Source organism: Streptomyces sp. WZ-12, assembly GCF_028898845.1.
In the GTDB taxonomy this organism is placed as follows: domain Bacteria; phylum Actinomycetota; class Actinomycetes; order Streptomycetales; family Streptomycetaceae; genus Streptomyces.
In genome coordinates, this window is the sequence record NZ_CP118574.1 from 2,535,666 (window position 1) to 2,554,727 (window position 19,062).

The 19,062-nt window shown below is 73.0% G+C and carries 16 protein-coding genes; 8 read left to right on the forward strand and 8 right to left on the reverse strand.

Translation table 11 applies throughout. The annotated features are described in order from the left end of the window. Nucleotides 1-4 precede the first annotated feature (4 nt). A complete protein-coding gene (locus tag PV796_RS10595; protein WP_274912698.1) occupies nucleotides 5-1,531 on the reverse strand; it encodes a purine-cytosine permease family protein in 1,527 nt (508 codons plus the stop codon). A 165-nt stretch (nucleotides 1,532-1,696) separates the two neighbouring features. Between PV796_RS10595 and PV796_RS10600 the strand changes: the two genes are divergently transcribed. The 4 genes from PV796_RS10600 to PV796_RS10615 all read left to right on the forward strand — a co-directional run bounded on the left by PV796_RS10600 (nucleotide 1,697) and on the right by PV796_RS10615 (nucleotide 5,748). Further along, nucleotides 1,697-3,289, forward strand: a complete 1,593-nt coding sequence (locus tag PV796_RS10600; RefSeq protein WP_274912699.1) for a PucR family transcriptional regulator — start codon at nucleotides 1,697-1,699, stop codon at nucleotides 3,287-3,289. A gap of 124 nt (nucleotides 3,290-3,413) precedes the next feature. Further along, complete coding sequence (locus PV796_RS10605; protein WP_274912700.1) at nucleotides 3,414-4,331, forward strand: metallophosphoesterase family protein; 918 nt, start codon at nucleotides 3,414-3,416, stop codon at nucleotides 4,329-4,331. After that, the gene (locus PV796_RS10610; protein ID WP_274912701.1) at nucleotides 4,328-4,996 is read left to right on the forward strand and encodes a 4'-phosphopantetheinyl transferase family protein; all 669 of its coding nucleotides are present in this window, start codon (nucleotides 4,328-4,330) and stop codon (nucleotides 4,994-4,996) included. Before PV796_RS10605 ends, PV796_RS10610 begins: the two co-directional genes overlap by 4 nt. Nucleotides 4,997-5,169: 173 nt before the next feature. After that, on the forward strand, nucleotides 5,170-5,748 hold the full coding sequence (locus tag PV796_RS10615) for an Rv1733c family protein (RefSeq protein ID WP_274912702.1): 579 nt from the start codon (nucleotides 5,170-5,172) through the stop codon (nucleotides 5,746-5,748). A gap of 137 nt (nucleotides 5,749-5,885) precedes the next feature. On the opposite strand, the gene PV796_RS10620 is transcribed toward PV796_RS10615, so the two are convergent. The 3 genes from PV796_RS10620 to PV796_RS10630 all read right to left on the reverse strand — a co-directional run bounded on the left by PV796_RS10620 (nucleotide 5,886) and on the right by PV796_RS10630 (nucleotide 8,882). Next, on the reverse strand, nucleotides 5,886-6,536 hold the full coding sequence (locus tag PV796_RS10620; protein ID WP_274912703.1) for a TetR/AcrR family transcriptional regulator: 651 nt from the start codon (nucleotides 6,534-6,536) through the stop codon (nucleotides 5,886-5,888). Nucleotides 6,537-6,730: 194 nt separating this feature from the next. After that, nucleotides 6,731-7,693 carry an aminotransferase class IV gene (locus PV796_RS10625; RefSeq protein WP_274912704.1) on the reverse strand — a complete coding sequence of 321 codons (963 nt, stop codon included), beginning with the start codon at nucleotides 7,691-7,693 and terminating at the stop codon, nucleotides 6,731-6,733. A 553-nt stretch (nucleotides 7,694-8,246) separates the two neighbouring features. Next, nucleotides 8,247-8,882 carry a ScbR family autoregulator-binding transcription factor gene (locus PV796_RS10630; RefSeq protein WP_274912705.1) on the reverse strand — a complete coding sequence of 212 codons (636 nt, stop codon included), beginning with the start codon at nucleotides 8,880-8,882 and terminating at the stop codon, nucleotides 8,247-8,249. A 128-nt stretch (nucleotides 8,883-9,010) separates the two neighbouring features. Between PV796_RS10630 and PV796_RS10635 the strand changes: the two genes are divergently transcribed. Further along, nucleotides 9,011-9,943 (forward strand): ScbA/BarX family gamma-butyrolactone biosynthesis protein, encoded by a 933-nt coding sequence (locus tag PV796_RS10635; protein WP_274912706.1) that lies wholly within the window; start codon nucleotides 9,011-9,013, stop codon nucleotides 9,941-9,943. Between the two features lie 139 nt (nucleotides 9,944-10,082). On the opposite strand, the gene hutI is transcribed toward PV796_RS10635, so the two are convergent. Further along, nucleotides 10,083-11,288 (reverse strand): imidazolonepropionase, encoded by a 1,206-nt coding sequence (gene hutI / locus PV796_RS10640; RefSeq protein WP_274912707.1) that lies wholly within the window; start codon nucleotides 11,286-11,288, stop codon nucleotides 10,083-10,085. Between the two features lie 122 nt (nucleotides 11,289-11,410). On the opposite strand from hutI, the gene PV796_RS10645 reads away from it, so the two are divergent. Beyond that, entirely contained in the window at nucleotides 11,411-12,238 is an 828-nt protein-coding gene (locus PV796_RS10645) for an IclR family transcriptional regulator (protein WP_274912708.1), read from the forward strand. A gap of 47 nt (nucleotides 12,239-12,285) precedes the next feature. Here the strand turns inward: PV796_RS10645 and hutH are convergent, their stop codons facing one another. Next, nucleotides 12,286-13,821 carry a histidine ammonia-lyase gene (hutH, locus tag PV796_RS10650; RefSeq protein ID WP_274912709.1) on the reverse strand — a complete coding sequence of 512 codons (1,536 nt, stop codon included), beginning with the start codon at nucleotides 13,819-13,821 and terminating at the stop codon, nucleotides 12,286-12,288. A gap of 115 nt (nucleotides 13,822-13,936) precedes the next feature. Further along, nucleotides 13,937-15,364: an amino acid permease gene (locus PV796_RS10655; protein WP_274912710.1), complete on the reverse strand. Its 1,428-nt coding sequence runs from the start codon at nucleotides 15,362-15,364 to the stop codon at nucleotides 13,937-13,939. Nucleotides 15,365-15,525: 161 nt separating this feature from the next. Here PV796_RS10655 and PV796_RS10660 point away from each other — a divergent pair, with 161 nt between their 5' ends. Then, the gene (locus PV796_RS10660) at nucleotides 15,526-16,386 is read left to right on the forward strand and encodes an IclR family transcriptional regulator (RefSeq protein ID WP_274912711.1); all 861 of its coding nucleotides are present in this window, start codon (nucleotides 15,526-15,528) and stop codon (nucleotides 16,384-16,386) included. Here the strand turns inward: PV796_RS10660 and hutC are convergent. Continuing rightward, complete coding sequence (hutC, locus tag PV796_RS10665) at nucleotides 16,341-17,108, reverse strand: histidine utilization repressor (RefSeq protein ID WP_274912712.1); 768 nt, start codon at nucleotides 17,106-17,108, stop codon at nucleotides 16,341-16,343. The two genes, PV796_RS10660 and hutC, sit on opposite strands and share 46 nt — an antisense overlap. A gap of 237 nt (nucleotides 17,109-17,345) precedes the next feature. Between hutC and hutU the strand changes: the two genes are divergently transcribed. Then, nucleotides 17,346-19,016 (forward strand): urocanate hydratase, encoded by a 1,671-nt coding sequence (gene hutU / locus PV796_RS10670; protein WP_274912713.1) that lies wholly within the window; start codon nucleotides 17,346-17,348, stop codon nucleotides 19,014-19,016. The last annotated feature ends 46 nt before the right edge of the window (nucleotides 19,017-19,062 follow it).

Below are 19,062 nucleotides of genomic sequence, written 5' to 3' on the forward strand. Positions count from 1 at the left end.
CGCGCTACGCGCCGGAGGCCGCCGCGGCCGCCGCCGTGCCGTCCGTGCCGCCCGCACCGTCGGCGCCCGCCGCGATCTCCGCGTCCACGCCCTCCAGTTCGCGCTCGCTCTCGGCGATCGCCGCCTCCTCGGCCGCGAAGTCGAGGTTGCGGCAGAGCAGGTAGTACAGGCCGCCGCCGACCAGGAGGCCGGGGACGAAGGACAGGTCCGCGCCGCCCAGCGCCGTGGCGGCCGGGCCGGTGTAGAAGGACGTGGAGAAGAACGGGACCATCGCGACGAAGCCCGCCACGTAGGCGACGATGCCGCGCCAGGACCAGCGCCCGTAGATGCCGGACGGGTCGAAGATCGCGGTGACCGCGTAGTGGCCGCGCCGGACCCAGTAGAAGTCCACCAGGTTGACCGCCGTCCACGGGATCAGGAAGTAGAGCATCAACAGCACGAAGGTGTTGAAGCTCTCCAGGTAGTTCTCCGGGAGCAGCATCGCCACGGTGAAGACGATCAGGCCGATGGCCACGATGCCGGCGACCCTGATCCGGACGGTCGGCTTGACCTTCCGGAAGGCGTCGACGGCGCTGGTGGTGGTGAGCATCGCGCCGTACGCGTTGACGGCCATGATGCCGACCAGGGCGACGGAGGAGACGACGACGGCGAAGGTGCCGAAGCCGGGCAGGATCGCGTTGCCGACCTGGCGGATGCTGCTGATCGCGTCCGGGTGCGGCAGCGCCGAGGCGAGCAGGGCGCCCAGCGACATCAGCCAGGCCGCGGAGCCGGCGGCGCCGGCGTAGGTCCACCAGATGACCTTGCGGGCGGGGACGTCCCTGGGCAGGTAGCGGGAGTAGTCCGAGACGTAGACGGCGTAGCTGATCTGGTAGCCGGCCGCGGCGGAGAAGACCACCAGGAAGGACGTCCAGGAGCCGTGCCCGGCGGGGCCGGCGGCCGCGGAGTGCGGGTCGAGGTGGATCAGGGCGCCGACGGTCAGCACGCCGAAGACGACGATCAGCACGTAGGTGAGCCAGCGCTGCACCAGGTGCAGCAGGTCGTGGCCGACGACGGCGAGCACGATGGCGACGCCGATGATCAGCACGTACCAGAGGGTGGTGCCACCGGGGAAGACGGTGCGCAGGCCCTGGGCCGCCAGGACGACGTTGAAGACGTTGAAGCCAACGTAGACGAAGACCACGGCGGCGAACGGGACGATCGCGCCGCGGATGCCGAACTGGGCGCGCGACTGGATCATCTGCGGCAGCCCCATCCGGGGGCCCTGGTTGGCGTGGAAGGCCATGAAGAAGGTGCCGAAACAGGCGCCGAGGATGACCGCCGCGACGGAGAGCGGCAGGCTCAGACCGAGGGCCGGGCCCAGGAAACCGGTGACCATCGTGGTCAGCACGAAGTTTCCGGTGAACCAGAAGGGTCCCTGGTGCCACACCTTCCCGTGCCGTTCACGGACGGGGACGTAGTCGATGGAGCGGACCTCGATCATGCGGGAGCCTCGCCCCTCGCTCGTGCCTTCCGTGGGTGCCGTGGGATCCATGGTTACTCCTCGGGCGTGGCGACGGGATATGTGGGGAGGGGCCGCGGGCCACTACGGGGGGAAAACGGAGGGCGGATTCCGCGGTGGTGTGAAACTAGGCCCCCCGCCGCCAGGACTCGATCGCCCGATCGTCCATTCAATAGATATGTGGTGGACACTATGTCTATGCCTCTGCGTATCTCCGATCTGCTGGCACGGCCCGGTCTCCATCTGTCGCTGACCTACGACGTCCCGCCGGAGCTGCTGTCCCGGACCATCGAGGCGGCGACCGTCTCCGACCTGTTGGTCCCGGGCAAGTGGTTGCAGGGCGGCGAGCTGCTGATGACCATCGGGCTGCTGCTGCCGATGGAGCCGGCCGCCTGCCGGGCGTACGTGCGGGACGCCGCCGGGGGCGGCGCGGCCTGTCTGGCGCTCGGGCTGGGGCAGGGGCTGCCGTATCAACAGGCGCCGGAGCCGCTGGTCACGGCGGCCCGGGAGGCGGGGCTGCCGCTGCTGACGGTGCCGGACGAGGTGCCCTTCATCGCGGTCACCAAGGCGGTCTTCGACGCCCGGGCCGCCGAGCAACGGGAGGTGCTGCACCGGGCGTTCGCCACCCAGCGGCGGCTGACCGCTGCCGCGGCGACCAGCGACGGGCTCCAGCCGATGCTGGCGGAGTGGACGGCGGCCACCGGGGTCGGTGCCACGGTCCTCGACCCCCTGGGGCGGCAGTTGGCCTCCGCCGAACAGGAGCCGCTCGCGCCCCTGGAGCAGGCGCACGACCTGATCGAGCGGGTCGCCGCGCGGGGGCTGCGGGGCAGTGCGAGCAGTACCGCCGGCGGGCGGCAGTTGGAGGTGCAGCCGCTGGGTGCCCGCCGGCTGCGCGGTCTGCTGCTGCTCACCGGGCGGCCCGACGACGCCGCGCGGTCCGTCGTGCCCGGGCTGATCTCGCTGCTCTCGCTGGAGTTGGAGCGGCGCCATCTGCGCGACGAGCCGGAGCGCCGGCGGCGGTCGGCGCTGCTGTCGGAGCTGCTGTCGGGCGAGGACCTGGTGGCCGAGCGGGCCCGGGACATGCTGGCGTCGGTGGGGCTGTCCGCGGAGCGGGTGCGGGCGGTGGTGGTGGAGGCCGCGCCGGCGACGGGCCCGCGGGGGCCGGGCGGTGCGCCCTCGGCGGCCGGGCTGCCGGAGGGCGCGGCGCAGGAGATGGCGGCGGATCTGGCGCTGGCGATGCCGGGCGGGCTGGTGCGGGTGACCGGTGGGCCGGGTTCCGCGCCGGTGCCGGTGATCGAGGCGGTGGTCGGCGAGGAGTTGGACGTCCGCGCGGTGCTCGGCCGGTTCGCGCCGCACTGCCCGGCGGGCATCGGCCCGGCCACCGCGCCGGAGACGGTGCGGGTCTCGCTGCGGCAGGCGACGGGGCTGCTGGCCGTCAGCCGGACCGCCGGGGCGCCCGCGGAGGCCCGGCAGAGCGAGGCCGCCCGGCTGCTGCTGGAGCTCGGCGACCGGCGCACCCTGCACGGCTACGCCGACAGCGTGCTCGGCCCGTTGGACCTGTCCGACAACGGCGAGGAGTTGATCGCCACCCTCGCCGCCTGGTTGGAGACCGGCGGCGCCTGGGACGCCACCAGTCGCCGGCTCGGCGTCCACCGGCACACCGTGCGCAACCGCCTGGACAAGGCGATGGACCTCACCGGGCGCCGCCTCGACGACCCCGACGACCGCTTCGACCTCTGGCTGGCCACCCGCATCCGGCGCGGCGGCGCCCCCTCCCCCGGCGTGCGTTGACCGCCGTCGACGGCCCTGGGCGCCCCCTCCCGCCGGCCGTCCCGTAGGGGGCTCCCCCACGGCACACCCCCTGGATCCCAGGAGGCGCTTCACTTCTCTCCGCGTCACCGTCTTTACTGCTGAGGTGACCTACGAGATCCGCACCTTCACCCCAGGCGCCGAGCACGCCACCGCCGCGCCGGCCCCCGCGTCCCGCGAGGGCCGCTTGGTGGCCGTCAGCGATCTGCACGTCCGGTACGACGAGAACCGCGAGATCGTCGAGCGATTGCGCCCGCAGTCCGACGACGACTGGCTGCTGGTCGCCGGGGACGTCGGGGAGTACGTCGAGGACATCCGCTGGACCCTCTCCCTGCTGAGCAGTCGGTTCGCCAAGGTCGTGTGGGTGCCCGGCAACCACGAGCTGTGGACCCCGGCCAAGGATCCGGTCCAGTTGCGCGGCGTGGCCCGTTACGAGCATCTGGTGGAGATCTGCCGGGAGTTGGGGGTACTCACCCCCGAGGACCCCTTCCCCGTCTGGGAGGGCACCGGCGGCCCGGTCGCGATCGCGCCGCTCTTCCTGCTCTACGACTACTCCTTCCGCATGCCGGGCGCGCGCTCCAAGGAGGAGGCGCTCCAGATCGCCGAGAAGGCCGGGATCGTCTGCACCGACGAGTACTTCCTCCACCCCGACCCGTACCCGTCCCGCGAGGCGTGGTGCCGGGCCCGGGTCGAGGAGACCGAGGCCCGGCTCGCCGCGCTCCCGGAGGACCTGCCGACGATCCTGATCAACCACTGGCCGCTGGTCCGCGAGCCCACCCGTCCCCTGTGGTATCCGGAGTTCGCCCTGTGGTGCGGCACGGAGGCCACCGCCGACTGGCCGCGCCGGTTCCGGGCCGCCACCGTGGTCTACGGCCACCTGCACATCCCCCGGCTGATCATGTGGGACGGAGTGCCGCACCAGGAGGTGTCACTCGGTTACCCTCGCGAATGGCGGCGCCGCGCCGGCTCCCCCGGCCGCCCGGTCCAGATCCTGCCCGTCGCGACGACCGGAGTCCCCGCGTGATCGAGAAACTGCTCCCCGCCCCCATAGCGACCGCCGAGTCCTTCGCCGACGACCCGGTCGAGGAGATGTTCCCGGAGGAGTTCGCGCTGGTGGCCGGGGCGGTGGACAAGCGGCAGCGGGAGTTCGGCACGGTCCGCAACTGCGCCCGCCGGGCCCTGGCCACGTTCGGCATCGCCCCGGCGCCGGTGCTGCCCGGGCCGGGCCGCGCCCCGCGCTGGCCGGACGGCATCGTCGGCACCATGACCCACTGCACCGGCTACCGCGGCGCCGCGGTGGCCCGGGCGACGGACCTCCGCTCCCTGGGTGTGGACGCCGAACCGCACGCCCCCCTGGACGACCCCGGCGTCCTGTCCCTGGTGACGCTTCCCGAGGAACGCGCCCAGCTCGCCCAACTCGCCGCGCACCAGCCGGAGATCTGCTGGGAACGCCTGATCTTCAGCGCCAAGGAGAGCGTCTACAAAGCCTGGTACCCGCTCACCGGCCGCTGGCTCGGCTTCGAGGAGGCCCGCCTCACCCTCGACCCGACCGACGCCACCTTCACCGCCCAACTCCTCGTCCCCGGCCCCCTGGTGGACGGCCGCCGCCTCGACGCCTTCAACGGCCGCTGGCTGATCGGCTCGGGCCTGGTCATGACGGCGGTGACGGTCGCACCGGAGCGGGGGTAGCGGGCCGGACCCTCCGCCCCCGGCCCCATCAACAGCGCAACTTCCCCCTATCAACACCGTGTTGGCCGATGGGTGAGCCAACGGCTCGTCACTAAAGTCCCTTTCGGACGGGTCATGGACGGTGCGGCCGCTCCGCGGTGCGGGGCGCCGCGCGGGTGCGGGGAGGCGTGTGCATGAAGCCGGGGAAGGCGCTGTGGCGCTGGCGGAGGAACCCGCTCAGGCGGCCGTCGGACGTCCTGGAGGCGGCCGCCCTGCTCGTCGCCTCGGCGCTGGTGGTCGTCGGCGGGCCCGCGGTGGGGGTCGGCTCGGGGCTGGCGGCGCAGGACGCCTACCGGCAGCAGCGCCGGGAGCGTTACCCGGCCACCGCCTTCCTGGTGGACGACGCGCCCGGGCGGTCGCCGGGCGCCTTCTCCGGCAACGTAGGCGACAACACCGTGCGCGCCGCCATCCGTTGGCGCGACGCGCAGCGCTCCGCCCACCGGGGCACCACCCAGGTCGAGGCGGGGCGCAAGGCGGGCTCGGGGATCACGGTGTGGCTGGACGGCAGCGGGCGGCTCGCCCATGAGCCGCTCGACCCGGCCGGCGGCGCCGTCGCGGCCGCACTGGTCGGCGTGTTGGCGGCGGTCGCCTGGTGCGGCGCGGTGGCCGGCGCCGTCTGGGGCCTACGGGCGTGGCTACGGCGCCGGCGCGCCGTCCAGTGGGAACGGGCCTGGGCCGAGGGCGGCCCGCGTTGGGGGGACGGGCGGTGGTGAGGGGCGCCAGCGGGGAGCGGCGGTGCGGCCGGCAGGGCCCGGTCGGCGCCCGGCTGCTGGGCGCGGGGCGGGCGCTCGGCCGCCGTCCCAAAACCGCGCCCGTCGACGCGCGCCCGGCTCCTCGGAGTCGTCGGACCCTACGGGTTCTCAGGGCACGGGGGGCTCCCGGGGTCCCCGGGGCCGGTGGGGCTGAGGTCCCGGGCTGCCTCCGGGGAGGCTACGGCGTGCAGCAACGTCCGCCAGGCGAGGGCGAGTTGCGTCGTGTCCGTGGTGCCGGTGTGGGCGCAGGTCGCCTGGAGGGCGGAGGTCTCCGCCGCGGCGACGAGGCCGACCGCCAGCGCGGTCACCGTCGCCGGGTCCGCCTCCGCCCGCAGCACGCCGTCCTCGTCGGCGCGGGTGCTCGCCGCGTGCAACTCCGGCAGCCACGTCCCGTACCAGCCGTCCCGGTCCCCGCCCTCGCCGCCCAACCGGCTCGCCGCGCGCACGAGATCGTCCTCGCCGAGCAGCCGCACCAGGAGGTGGGTGAGGTCGATGACCGCCTGGAGCGGGCCGGCCGCGCGCTCGACGCCGAGCGTCACGGCCTCGCGGGTGGCCTGGTGGCCCAGTTCGCAGACGGCGTCGGCCAGTTCGCGCTTCGAGGCGAAGTGGAAGGTGATCGACCCCATCGTCACCCCCGCCGCGTGCGCGATGTGGGTGAGGGTGGTGGCGGCGTAGCCCCGGCGGGCGAACTCCGCCGCGCCCGCCTCCAGGACGCGTCGGCGCGTCCGTGCGGCTCGTTGCTGGATCACCGCGTGCCTTTCTTGCTCGGCTGCCGGCTCGCCGGGGCGCCGCGAGCGGCGCACGGAGCGGTGTGCGGGGCACGGCCCCGACGCTCCGGACGCCGCTCGACCGCCGGGTCGGTGCGGTCGGGTGCGTTCGGTGGTGCCGTTCTTCGGGTCCCCCGGCCCGGCCGCGGGGAGTTCGGCCAGTTCAGCGGTCGGCCTCAGGGCGTGGCCGGGCCCGCCGGGGGTTCCGGCTCGCGCTGCGGTACCGGCGTCCGCCACTCCGGGTGCCCGGCGCGGCCCGTCACCGTCGCCCGGAAGGCCGTCGCGATCGCGTCGAACACCGGGCGCTCCGCCGCGAACGGCCGGCCGTCCAGCGAGGCGACCGGCAACAACTCGCCGGCGGTGCCGGTGAGGAAGACCTCCTGCGCCGCGTGCACCTCCGCCACCTCCACCGGTCCCTCTGTCACCTCCAGCCCCAGGTCGCGGGCGAGGGTCAGCACGGAGTCGCGGGTGATGCCGGCGAGCAGGTTGTCGGTGAGCCACGGGGTGCTCAGCCGGCCCCCGGTGACGAGGAAGACGTTGGCGGTGGTGGCCTCCGCCACCCGGCCGGTGTCGCAGTCGAGTTGGAGCGCGTCGTCGAAGCCGGCGGCCTGCGCCGCGGTCTTGGCCAGCGCCGAGGTGACGTAGGTGCCGACGGCCTTGGCACGCCGCGGGAAGGACTGCGGCGAGGGGCGGCGCCACGGCGAGACGGTCAGCCGCACGCCCGGAATGGCGGGCGGCTCGGGCGGCGGCGTGGTCACCGGCCAGACCTCCACGCCCAGGGTGAACGGCACGGTGGTCAGGCCGATGCTCACCACCGGGTCGGCGGCGAAGAGCCCGGGGCGTACGTAGCCGTCGGCGCAGCCGCTGTCGGCCGTGGCGCGCAGCGTCGACCGGCGTAACCGGGGCAGGTCGTACGCGTGGCGGATGCCCAGCAGCCGGGCCGAGTTGAGCATCCGCTCCAGGTGGTCGTCGAGGCGGAAGATCGCGGGCCCCTCCGGCGTGGCATAGCAGCGGATGCCCTCGAAGACGGCGGTGCCGTGCTGGACGCTGCTGCTGCCGAAGGGGATGCCGCGCCCGGGGTCGATGCTCGGGACTCCGGGGCCGTCCCAGTGGGTGTGGACCGAGGTGGCCAGGTTCATCTCGGGTGCTCGCCTGCTTTCATGGGGCCGCGCGTACGGCGCGGGTGGTGTCGTCGGTGGTCGTCATCCGCGGTCGGGGGATGTTCGGAACGGCACGCACCGCAGGCGTGGTACGGCACGCGCTCGGGCACGGCGGAGCCCAACGGCGGTGCGGCGGTGGGGAATCCAGGCGCCCGCCGTTCACACGCCCCCCTTCAGGCACTCGCAGAACAAAAGATAGGGCTCTTTATGTGGGTTGGGTAGGGCGCGTTGACGGACGCTCATCTCCCCTTGCCGGCGCCGCGGTCCGGCCGCTGGGTTGCGCGCTCGGGCGCCCCGGCGTCCTCGCCGGTGCCCCCAAAGCGCAAGCCCGGCCGTGGCCTTGGCCGGAGGCGACCGCGCCCCCTCTGCCCGTGGGCCCCTGCCGCCAGTACCGGAACCGTCGGCGTCATGCCCTGCCCCGCGTGTGGACAGTCACTGATGCGCGTCTCAGAATCGCGGTGTGCCGCTGTGGCGTACCCGTGTCCCGTCAATCCGGTCAATATCCGTCATACGGAGCGTGACTGGCCACTCATCACGAGGCGATTCCGGCCACCTTCCCCCGCTCGACGTCGAGCTCGACCGCGGCCGCCGCCTCCGGCGCGGCCAGCGCCGGCAGCAGGCAGCGCCACATCTCCACCACGCGGTCGGGCAGATCGCGGTGACCGGTCGCCATCTGGGCGTGCATCTGCGCGCCCGTGCAGGCGTTGACTATCAGGCGGGCGGCGGCCGCCGCATCGCAGCCGGGGAGGAGTTCGCCGCGCTCCCGGGCCCGGCCCAGCTCCCGCTCGAATATCCGCGCCCACTGCTGGTGGGAGTTCTGCTCCGAACCGATAAACTCCTCCTGCTCCATGACAAGTCGGGCACCGGCCAGCAACACCGGGTCCTCCAGGAGCTGATGGGCCCAGGTCAGGGTGATGTCGACGACGCGTTGGAGGCCGGCAGAAGGGCGCGAAGGCAGCACCCGGTCCGGCTGACCCACAACGATCTCGCGGGCCAGCGCCGCCTTGTTCTTGAAGTGGAAGTACATCGCCCCCATCGTCAGGCCCGCGCGGTCGGTGATCTTGGTGACACTCGCACCCGCATAACCCTGCTCGGCGAAGACCTCAGCCGCCGCCCGCACTATGGCTGCCCGGGTCCGGAGGGCACGGTCCTGTCGCTGTCGTGGCATGGTGTTTTCCGGTCCGCTCTCGACAGAATAAATAACGTTCTCTATGTTACGGCAGGTGGCTGGTTCAACTCCATCCCCAGTCACACCAGTTGCCGCACACGACGATCACCAGCGTGAGGAGAAGTCGTATGCCCGCCCCCCTAGCCGCCGTCCCGGCGGTCCCCGGGTCGGCCCCGGTACCGGGCCGCCTGGTCCGCAAGCACCTCGACGACGAGGTCCTGATCACCGACTGGCACCCGGTCTCCGGCACCACTCACCGCGTCACCGCGCACTGGCCGCAGCGGCACGTCTTCTACGCCTCGCACGTCGACCGCTACAGCCCCCTGCTGCTGATCGAGACCGTCCGCCAGGCGCTCGCCCTGCTCTCCAACGCGGCCTACGAGGTGCCGCTGGAGTACCGGTTGGGCTGGGACTACTGCTCGTGCACCATCACCCCGGCGATGCTCGGCATCCGGCCGGAGGACAGCGGGGCCGCCGTCGAGCTGACCATCACGCACACCCTGCCCGCCACCCGCCGCAGGTCCGGTCCGGTGCGCCTGGAGGCAGAGATCAGCGCGGTCCGCGAGGGGGAGCTGTTAGGCACCGCGCACCTGCGGTACACCTGCCACCCGCCCGCCCTCTACGACCGGTTGCGCGGTCGGCACGCCGACGCCAAGACCGCCACCTCGCTCGCCCCGCCACCCGGCACACCGGTGCCGCCCGGGCAGGTGGGCCGCACCACCGAGCGGGACGTGGTGCTCTGCCCGACGGACCGGCCGCGGCGCTGGCAACTGCGGGTGGACACCGGGCACTCGGTGCTCTTCGACCACGCCCACGACCACCTGCCCGGCATGGTGCTGCTGGAGGCCGCCAGCCAGGCCGTGCAGTACCTCGCGGGGCCCGAGCGCACCAACCCGGTGACGCTGCGCACGCACTTCACGCGCTACACCGAACTGGATGCGCCCTGCTGGATCGAGGCGACGCCGCTGCAGCGGCCGGAGCCCGGCCTCGTCAGCAGCGACATCACGGGCACGCAGAACGGCCATGTCACCTTCACCACGCACATGGTGGCCCGGCTCTGAAGGGGCCGGGAGCCCGGACACGGGGTGAGGGGGCCACCCTCGGCAGCCCCCTCACCCACACATGACGGCACGTCATGTCCTGCGGTGTCGCCCCTCGGGTGAGCCCCGGCGGCGCGCCGCGCCCTCAACCGCCCGGCCGTCAGGGCGTGCTGAGCTCCGTGCCCACCCGCTGGCCGGCCCGCCACACCGTCGACACCAAGGGCACGCCCGGCCGGTAGGCCAGGTGCACGTGCGAGGGAGCGTCCAGCACGACGAGGTCGGCGCGGGCTCCGGGCGCGAGGCGGCCGATGTCGGTGCGGCGCAGCGCGCGGGCCCCGCCGGCGGTGGCCGACCAGAGGGCGTCGTCGGGCGTCATGCCCATCTCGCGTACGGCGATGGCGATGCAGAACGCCATGGAACTGGTGAAGGACGAGCCGGGGTTGCAGTCGGTGGACAGCGCCACGGTGGCACCCGCGTCCAGCAGGCGACGGGCGTCGGGGTAGGGCGCGCGGGTGGAGAACTCGCAGCCCGGCAGCAGGGTGGCGACGGTGTCGCCGTGTGCGAGGGCGTCCACGTCGGCGTCGGTGAGGTGCGTGCAGTGGTCGGCGGAGGCCGCCGCGAACTCGACGGCGAGTTGCACGCCGGGGCCGTAGGAGAGCTGGTTGGCGTGCACCCGGGGCAGCAGGCCGGCGCCCCGGCCGGCGGCGAGGATCGCCCGGGCCTGGTCGCCGTCGAAGGCTCCCTGCTCGCAGAAGACGTCGATCCAACGGGCGTGCGGGGCGCAGGCGTCGAGCATCGGCCCGGTGACCAGATCGACGTAGCCCGCCGGGTCGTCGGCGTATTCGGGCGCGACGATGTGCGCACCCAGGAACGTGACCTCGTCGGTGTACTGGCCGGCGATCCGCAGGGCGCGGGCCTCCTGGTCGGGGGTGAGGCCGTAGCCGGACTTGGTCTCCAGGGTGGTGGTGCCCTGACGGAGCGCCTCGGCCACGTGGCGGGCGAGGTTGGCGCCCAGCTCCTCGTCGCTGGCCGCGCGGGTGGCGGCGACGGTGGTGCGGATGCCGCCGGCGGTGTACGCGCGGCCGGACATCCGGGCGTTGAACTCCTCCGTGCGGTCGCCGGCGAAGACCAGGTGGTTGTGGGAGTCGACGAAGCCGGGGACGACGGCCCGGCCGCCGGCGTCGTAGACGTGGTCGGCGGCCGGCGCGTGGTGGGCGGGCCCCACCCAGGCGATCTTCGTGCCCTCCATGAGGAGGGCGGCGTCGCGGAGTTGTCCCAAGGGGCCGGCGCCGAGGGCGAGGTCGTTCGTCACGAGGTTGCCGATGTGGGTGACGAGGGTGGTCGTGGTGGGGTGCGCGGGTGCCATGCCACCATGAAGCCGCAGGTCGGGGCGGCCGGGCTACCGGGCGTGGCGGCGTACTGTCTGGCATCCGAGACATGCCCTCGCGGCGCCTGTGTCGGGCCGGTCGCGCTCCTTACGCTCGTCCCATGTCCCCTGTGCCCGCCGCCGACCAGGTTCTTTCCATTTTGCGGTACCTTGCCCGCCAGGCCGGGCCGGTACCGGCCGCCGCGATCAGTCGCGACATCGGGCTGCCCCGGTCCACCACGTACCACCTGCTCGACACCCTCGCCCGGCAGGACTTCGTGGTCCACCTGCCGGAGGAGCGGCGCTACGGGCTGGGCGTCAGCGCCTTCGAGCTCGCCTCGGGCTACAGCCGACAGGCCCCCTTCGAGCGGCTGGCGCGGCTGCCGCTGGCCCAACTCGCCGACCGCACCGGGTACAACGCGCACCTCGCGGTGTTGCACGGCCGCGAGGTGCTCTACGTCATCGAGGAGCGCGCGCCGGGCCGGGCGCCACTGGTCAGCGACGTCGGCGTCCGGCTGCCGGCCCAACTCACCGCCAGCGGGCGGGCGGTGCTGGCGCGGCTGTCCCGGGCGCAGGTGCGCGCGCTCTTCCCCGACCCCTCGGCGTTCGTCACCCGCAACGAGACCGGGCCGGGCTCGCTGTCGGCGCTGCACGAGCTGCTGGTCGAGGTGCGGCGGCGCGGCCATGCGACGGAGGAGGGCGAGGTGACCCGCGGCTTCTCGTCGCTCGCCGCCGCCGTCCTCGACCACCGCGCCCATCCGATCGCGGGCGTGGCGGTGACGTTCCCCACCGCGGACGTCGGCGCGGAGGAACGGCACCGGCTCGCCGGGCAAGTGGCGTGGACCGCGCGCGAGTTGACCCGCCGGGTGGGCGGGGTCGTCGATCCGGACGCGACGGCCGGCGGGCCGCCCGAGGCCGGTCGCCGTCAGGTCGGCGACCGGCGTCCTTAGGGTTCCGCCGCGGCGGGGAGGAGAGCCACCGCGACGGAACCGGTCGGCTAGCGCAGCTCGCCGACCACCGCCTCGGCCGCGGCCAGCGCCTCGCCGCGCGCCACGTACTGGACGGACGCCTCGATCTCGGGCGCCAACCAGCGGTCCGTGCCCGGCCCTTGGACGGTCTTGCGCAGGCCGTCGCGCACGGCCGCGGTGGCCGGGGCCGGCGTCAGCGGCGCGCGCAGGTCGAGCGCCCGGGCGGCGGTGTAGAGCTCGATGGCGAGGACCCGGGTGAGCCCGTCCACGGCGCGGCGCAGCTTGCGCCCGGCGGCCCAGCCCATCGAGACGTGGTCCTCCTGCATGGCGCTGGAGGGGATGGAGTCGACGGAGGCGGGCGCGGCCAGCCGCTTGAGCTCGGAGACGATCGCCGCCTGGGTGTACTGCGCGATCATGTGGCCGGAGTCCACGCCGGGGTCGTCGGCGAGGAACGGGTTCAGGCCGTGGTTGCGGGCCGCGTCCAGGAAGCGGTCGGTGCGCCGCTCGGAGACCGAGGCCACATCGGCGACGGAGACCGCGAGGAAGTCCAACACGCAGGCGACCGGCGCCCCGTGGAAGTTGCCGTTGGACTCCACGCGGCCGTCCAGCGTGACCACGGGGTTGTCGACGGCCGCCGCCAGCTCGCGGCCCGCGACCGTCTCGGCGTGGCCCAGCGTGTCCCGCGCCGCGCCGTGCACCTGGGGCGAGCAGCGCAGCGAGTAGGCGTCCTGCACGCGGGGGCAGTCGGGGCCGCGGTGGCTGGCGACGATCCCCGAATCCTTCATCAGCGCACGCAGGTTGGCGGCGCTGTCGGCCTGGCCCGGGTGCGGGCGCAGGGCCTGGAGGTCGGCGGCGAAGACCGCGTCGGTGCCGAGCTGGCCCTCGACGCTCATGGCGGCCGCGAGGTCGGCGGTGCGCAGCAGCTTCCGCAGGTCGTGGGCGGCCAGGACGAGCATGCCGAGCATGCCGTCGGTGCCGTTGATGAGGGCCAGGCCCTCCTTTTCCTGAAGCACGACGGGGGTGATGCCGGCCTCGGCCAGCGCCTCGGCGGCCGGCTTGCGCTCACCCTTGGCGTCCCGCACCTCGCCCTCGCCCATGACGGCCAGCGCGCAGTGCGCCAGCGGTGCGAGGTCGCCGGAACAACCCAGCGAGCCGTACTCGTAAACAACGGGGGTGATACCGGCGTTGAGCAGCGCGGCATAGGTCTGCGCGGTCTCGGTGCGGACGCCGGTGCGGCCGGTGGCGAGGGTGGAGAGCCGGAGCAGGAGGAGCGCGCGGATGACCTCGCGCTCCACCTCCTCGCCCGAGCCGGCGGCGTGCGAGCGGACCAGGCTGCGCTGGAGCTGGGCACGCAGGGCGTGCGGGATGTGGCGGGTGGCGAGGGCGCCGAAGCCGGTGGAGACGCCGTAGTGCGGGACCACATCGTCGGCGAGGCCCTCGATGACCTCGCGGCTGCGCGCGATCTCCTTCAGGGCGTCCTGGGAGAGCTCCACCGCTGCGTCGTGGCGGGCGACGGAGACGACGTCTTCGGCAGTCAGCGGGCCGATGTCAACAACAACAGTCATGAGCCCATGAAGCCGCATGTCAGAGCGGGTGTACGAGAGCCCCGGAACGACATGTGTCCGGGATACCAGACAGGTCGTCCCGTCTGGAATCCCGGACACAGGCAGTGGCGCGGGGCTATCCCCGGCCGGCCGGGACCGCCTGGGCGACCGCCTCCGGCGCCTGCGCGCCCGGCGGTTCGGCGACGAGCCGCGGCCGCACCCACAGCGCGTACACCCCGCCGAGCAGGACGAGCCAGACGGCGCCGACGACGAGGGCGATGCGGGTGTCACCGGAGAAGGCGAGCAGGACCATCACGGCGACCATGAAGACGGTGGCGGCGATTTGGGCCACCGGCCACAACGGCACCGGGTAGCGCAGCGCGGCGGTCTCCTCGGGCGACATCGTGCGACGGGCGTTGAGCTGGCTGAGCAGGATCATCAGCCACACCCAGACGGTGGCGAAGGTCGCTATCGAGGAGATGATCAGGAAGATCTTCTCGGGCATGAGGTAGTTGAGCACCACCCCGACCAGCAGGGCCGCGATCATGATCACGACGGTCAGCCACGGCACGCCGTTGCGGGAGAGCCGCCGCATGGCGGCGGGTGCCTGGCCGCGCTGGGCCATGCCGTACATCATCCGGCCGGCGGCGAAGATGTCGCTGTTGATCGCGGACAGCGCGGCGACGATGACCACGACGTTGAGCAGGGTCGCCGCGGACTTGATGCCCAGGCTCGCGAAGATCTGGACGAACGGGCTGCCGGAAGTGCCGACCTCCTGCCAGGGGTTGAGCGACATCAGCACGGCGAGCGTGAGGACGTAGAAGAGCACCACCCGGATCGGGATGGAGTTCACGGCGCTCGGGATCGTCTTCTCCGGGTTCTCCGCCTCGCCGGCGGTGACGCCGATGACCTCGGTGCCGCCAAAGGCGAACATCACCACGGCGAAGGAGAGGATGAAACCGTGGACGCCGTGCGGGAAGAAGCCGCCGTTGTTCCAGAGGTTGGCGACGCTGACGTGATGCCCACCACCGTGGCTGAGCCCGAAGAACAGGATCGCGGCACCGCCGATGATCATCGCCACGATGGCGACGATCTTCACCAGGGAGAGCCAGAATTCGAGCTCGCCGAACGCCTTGACGCTGAAGAGGTTGATCGCGCCGATGATGAGGATGGCGGCCAACAGCCATGTCCAGCGCGGCACATCGGGGAACCAGAAGCCCATGTAGACGCCGAGGGCGGTGATGTCCGCGAGGCAGACGATGACCATCTCGAAGGCGTAGGTCCAGCCGGTGGTGAAGCCCGCGAGCGGGCCGAGGTGTCTGGTCGCGTACTCGCCGAACGAGCCGGCGCTCGGCGACCGGACGGCCATCTCACCGAGCGAGCGCAGGACCAGGAAAACGGCCGCGCCCCCGATCAGATAGGCGAGGAGGACGGCCGGTCCGGCCGCCCTGATGGATTCTGACGAACCGTAGAAGAGGCCGGTGCCGATCGCGGAGCCCAATGCGATGAAGCGGATGTGCCGCGGACGGAGCCCTCTGCTCAGCGTCGCCTTTTCAGTTGCCAACTGCGTCCTCCCTTGGGACCAGTGGTGGTGGGGTGCCGGGTGTTCACTGAGATGCCGGCGAGCCGGGTAATGGAACGAGGTCCCCGGAGTGGGGGTAGCCGTGCACCGCGAAAGCACCCTGTATATTCCTGTATAGACAGGCATTGTCAAGGGGTGAACCGGTGAATGAACGGAGATCGACGTCGAGCACGTCCCCCGCAGTCGGTCGCGCCCTGGACATCCTGGTGCACCTCGCGGGCCGCTCCGGACCGGTGAAGACCGCAGCCCTCGCCCGTGACCTCGGCATCCCTCGCTCGTCGGCGTACCACATCCTCACGGTCCTGGCCGAGCGCGGCTTCGTCACCTACCTCCCGAAGGAGCAGGCGTACGGCCTGGGCGTCGCCGCCTTCGAGATCGGCTCCGCCTATCTGCGGCACGAACCCCTGGAGCGGCTGGCGCGACCCATCCTGCGCGGCCTCGCCGGAAACCTCGGCCAGACCGTACACCTCGGCATCGTGCACGGCGCCGAGTCGGTCTACCTCCTCAAGGAGCGCCCGCGCAGCGGACGGTCCGGCGACGTCGAAGCCGCTCTGGTGACCGACATCGGCGTCCGACTGCCGGCACATCTCACCGCCAACGGGCGCGCCATCCTCGCACACTCCACCGAGGCGCAAGTACGGGCCCTCTTCCCGAGGCCCGGCGACCTCATCACGCGCACCGGCAGGGGCCCGCGGTCCCTGGCCGAACTGCTGGCCCTGCTCGCCCGGGACCGGGAGCGCGGCTGGTCCGAGGAGTCCGAGCTGGTCTCCAAGGGCTTCCGCTCCCTGGGCGTCGCCGCCTTCGACCACCACGGGCGGCCGGTCGCCGCGCTCAGCAGCACCTGGCACACCCACCGCAGCACGCACGAGCCGGATGCCGTGCGGGACGCCCTGTGGGAGGGCGCGGCCCGGCTGACCTCCGCCGTCTCCGGCCACCCGCCGGTCACCCCGGCCACCGGTCAGCCCGTCGGGTTCCCCGCCTCGAAGGCGCCCTCCAGGCGGTAGCGCGACCCGGGGTGCAGCAGCCGCGCCACGCTCACCGGCGCGCCCCGCGACCACGTCCGGCGGTGGATCAACAGGCACGGCTCCGCGCCGTCGACGCCCAGCAGCGCGGACTCCTCCGGCGACGGCAGGACCGCCTCCACGACGTGCTCGCCCCGGTCCAGCGGCGCGACCTCGGAGAGGAAGGTGAACGGGGTGCGCACGGTGAAGTCCTGCGCCAAGTACCCGGGCGCGAAGGCCGGGTTGACGTAGCGGTCCTCTATCTGGATCACCGCGCCGTTCTCGCTGTGCACGATGCGGGAACGGAAGACCGGCCGCCCCGCGACGACCCCGATCTCCGCGGCCGTCTTGGCCCCGGCCGGCTCCTCCCCCAGCGCCAGTACCCGGGCCTCGTAGCGGTGGCCGCGGCGCCGCACCTCCTCGGCGATGTTGTGCACCTCGACCAGGCACGAACTGCCCTTGGCCACCGCCACGAAGCTGCCCACGCCCATCACGCGGCGGATCAGCCCCTCCGCGGCCAGCTCGCGCAGCGCGCGGTTGACCGTCATCCGGGACAGCCCCAGCGACGCCACGAACTGGCTCTCCGACGGCAGCGCGTCGCCCTCCCGCCACCGGCCGCCGGCGATCTGCTCGGACACCAGGTCCTTCACCCGCCGATACGCCGGCACGGCACCGGAGGCGCGCTCCTGGAAGAGCCGTGCGAGATCCGTGATCTCCGTGGTCAAGACGTCCCCCCTCCCACCGGCTCGGACCGGTGCTGCGGTTGCGCCCTGGCGATTCTATGTGAGCGCCAAGTCCGTTCTCGGATCCGAGAATCCGCAACTCGGCTGCTGGCACCGGCGGTTCCGACCGCCTGTCATGGGACGCACGCCGCACCGCCGGCCCGCACCGGCGGGACGCCGTGCGCCGGGCCGCCGCCCGGCGCACGGCGCGGCATCCACCCACCCCCTCCAGGAGGCACCATGACCAGCGTCTCTCCGCAGGCCCGGACCGTCCGGGCCCCCCGCGGCACCGAGTTGACCTGCCGCGGCTGGCAGCAGGAAGGCGCCCTGCGGATGCTCATGAACAACCTCGACCCCGAGGTCGCCGAGCACCCGGAGGAACTGGTCGTCTACGGCGGCACCGGCAAGGCCGCCCGCAGCTGGCCCGCCTTCGACGCCATCGTCCGCACCCTGCGGACGCTGGAGAACGACGAGACGCTGCTGGTGCAGTCCGGCAAGCCGGTCGGCGTCATGCGGACCAACGAGTGGGCGCCGCGGGTGCTGATCGCCAACTCCAACCTGGTGGGCGACTGGGCCAGTTGGGAGGAGTTCCGCTCCCTGGAGGCCCGCGGGCTGATCATGTACGGCCAGATGACGGCCGGTTCGTGGATCTACATCGGCAGCCAGGGCATCCTCCAGGGCACCTACGAGACCTTCGGCGCGGTGGCCCGCAAGAAGTTCGGCGGCAGCCTGGCCGGGACCATCACCCTCACCGCCGGCCTCGGCGGCATGGGCGGCGCCCAGCCGCTCGCCGTCACCATGAACGACGGCGTCGCGATCTGCGTCGACTGCGATCCGACCCGCATCGAGCGCCGCATCGCCCGCCGCTACCTCGACGTCGCCGCCGACGACCTCGACCACGCGCTGCGACTCGCCGTGGAGGCCCGCGACGCGCGCCGCCCGCTGTCCATCGGCGTGACCGGCAACGCCGCCGAGGTCTTCCCCGAACTGCTGCGCCGCGGCGCGCCGATCGACATCGTCACCGACCAGACCTCGGCCCACGACCCGCTCGCCTACCTCCCGGTCGGCGTCTCCGTCGAGGAGTGGCACGAGCTGGCCACCAAGGACCCGGAGGGCTTCACCGAGCGGTCCCGCGCCGCCATGGCCCAGCACGTCGAGGCCATGGTCGGCTTCCTGGACGCCGGCGCCGAGGTCTTCGACTACGGCAACTCGATCCGCGACGAGGCCCGCAAGGCCGGTTACGGTCGGGCCTTCGACTTCCCCGGCTTCGTCCCGGCGCACATCCGGCCGCTGTTCGAGGAGGGTCTCGGCCCGTTCCGCTGGGCGGCCCTGTCCGGTGACCCGAAGGACATCGCGGCCACCGACAAGGCGATCATGGAGCTGTTCCCGGAGAACGCGCACCTGCACCGCTGGCTGAAGATGGCCGGCGAGCGCGTGGAGTTCGAGGGGCTGCCCGCGCGCATCTGCTGGCTCGGCTACGGCGAACGGCACCGCGCCGGCCTGAAGTTCAACGAGATGGTCGCCAACGGCGAACTCTCCGCCCCGGTCGCCATCGGCCGCGACCACCTCGACTCCGGCTCCGTCGCCTCCCCCTACCGCGAGACCGAGGCGATGAAGGACGGCTCCGACGCCATCGCCGACTGGCCGCTGCTCAACGCCCTGGTCAACACCTCCTCCGGCGCCTCCTGGGTCTCGCTGCACCATGGCGGCGGCGTCGGCATGGGCCGCTCGATCCACGCCGGTCAGGTGTGCATCGCCGACGGCACCGAACTCGCCGCCCAGAAGCTGGCGCGGGTGCTGACCAACGACCCCGGTATGGGCGTCATCCGGCACGTCGACGCCGGCTACGAGCACGCCGCCGACGTCGCCCGCGAGCGCGGCGTGCGGGTGCCGATGAACGAGTCCGAGTGAGCGCGGTCGAGCGATGATGCGAACCGACCGCAACCGAGGGAAGGAA

Coding starts and splice junctions, on each gene's coding strand:
- hutI (WP_274912707.1), bottom strand. CDS start 11,288: ATGGCACCCGCGCACCCCACCACGACCACCCTCGTCACCCACATCGGC.
- PV796_RS10615 (WP_274912702.1), top strand. CDS start 5,170: ATGAAGCCGGGGAAGGCGCTGTGGCGCTGGCGGAGGAACCCGCTCAGG.
- hutU (WP_274912713.1), top strand. CDS start 17,346: ATGACCAGCGTCTCTCCGCAGGCCCGGACCGTCCGGGCCCCCCGCGGC.
- PV796_RS10635 (WP_274912706.1), top strand. CDS start 9,011: ATGCCCGCCCCCCTAGCCGCCGTCCCGGCGGTCCCCGGGTCGGCCCCG.
- PV796_RS10600 (WP_274912699.1), top strand. CDS start 1,697: ATGCCTCTGCGTATCTCCGATCTGCTGGCACGGCCCGGTCTCCATCTG.
- PV796_RS10625 (WP_274912704.1), bottom strand. CDS start 7,693: ATGAACCTGGCCACCTCGGTCCACACCCACTGGGACGGCCCCGGAGTC.
- hutH (WP_274912709.1), bottom strand. CDS start 13,821: ATGACTGTTGTTGTTGACATCGGCCCGCTGACTGCCGAAGACGTCGTC.
- PV796_RS10630 (WP_274912705.1), bottom strand. CDS start 8,882: ATGCCACGACAGCGACAGGACCGTGCCCTCCGGACCCGGGCAGCCATA.
- PV796_RS10645 (WP_274912708.1), top strand. CDS start 11,411: ATGTCCCCTGTGCCCGCCGCCGACCAGGTTCTTTCCATTTTGCGGTAC.
- PV796_RS10595 (WP_274912698.1), bottom strand. CDS start 1,531: ATGGATCCCACGGCACCCACGGAAGGCACGAGCGAGGGGCGAGGCTCC.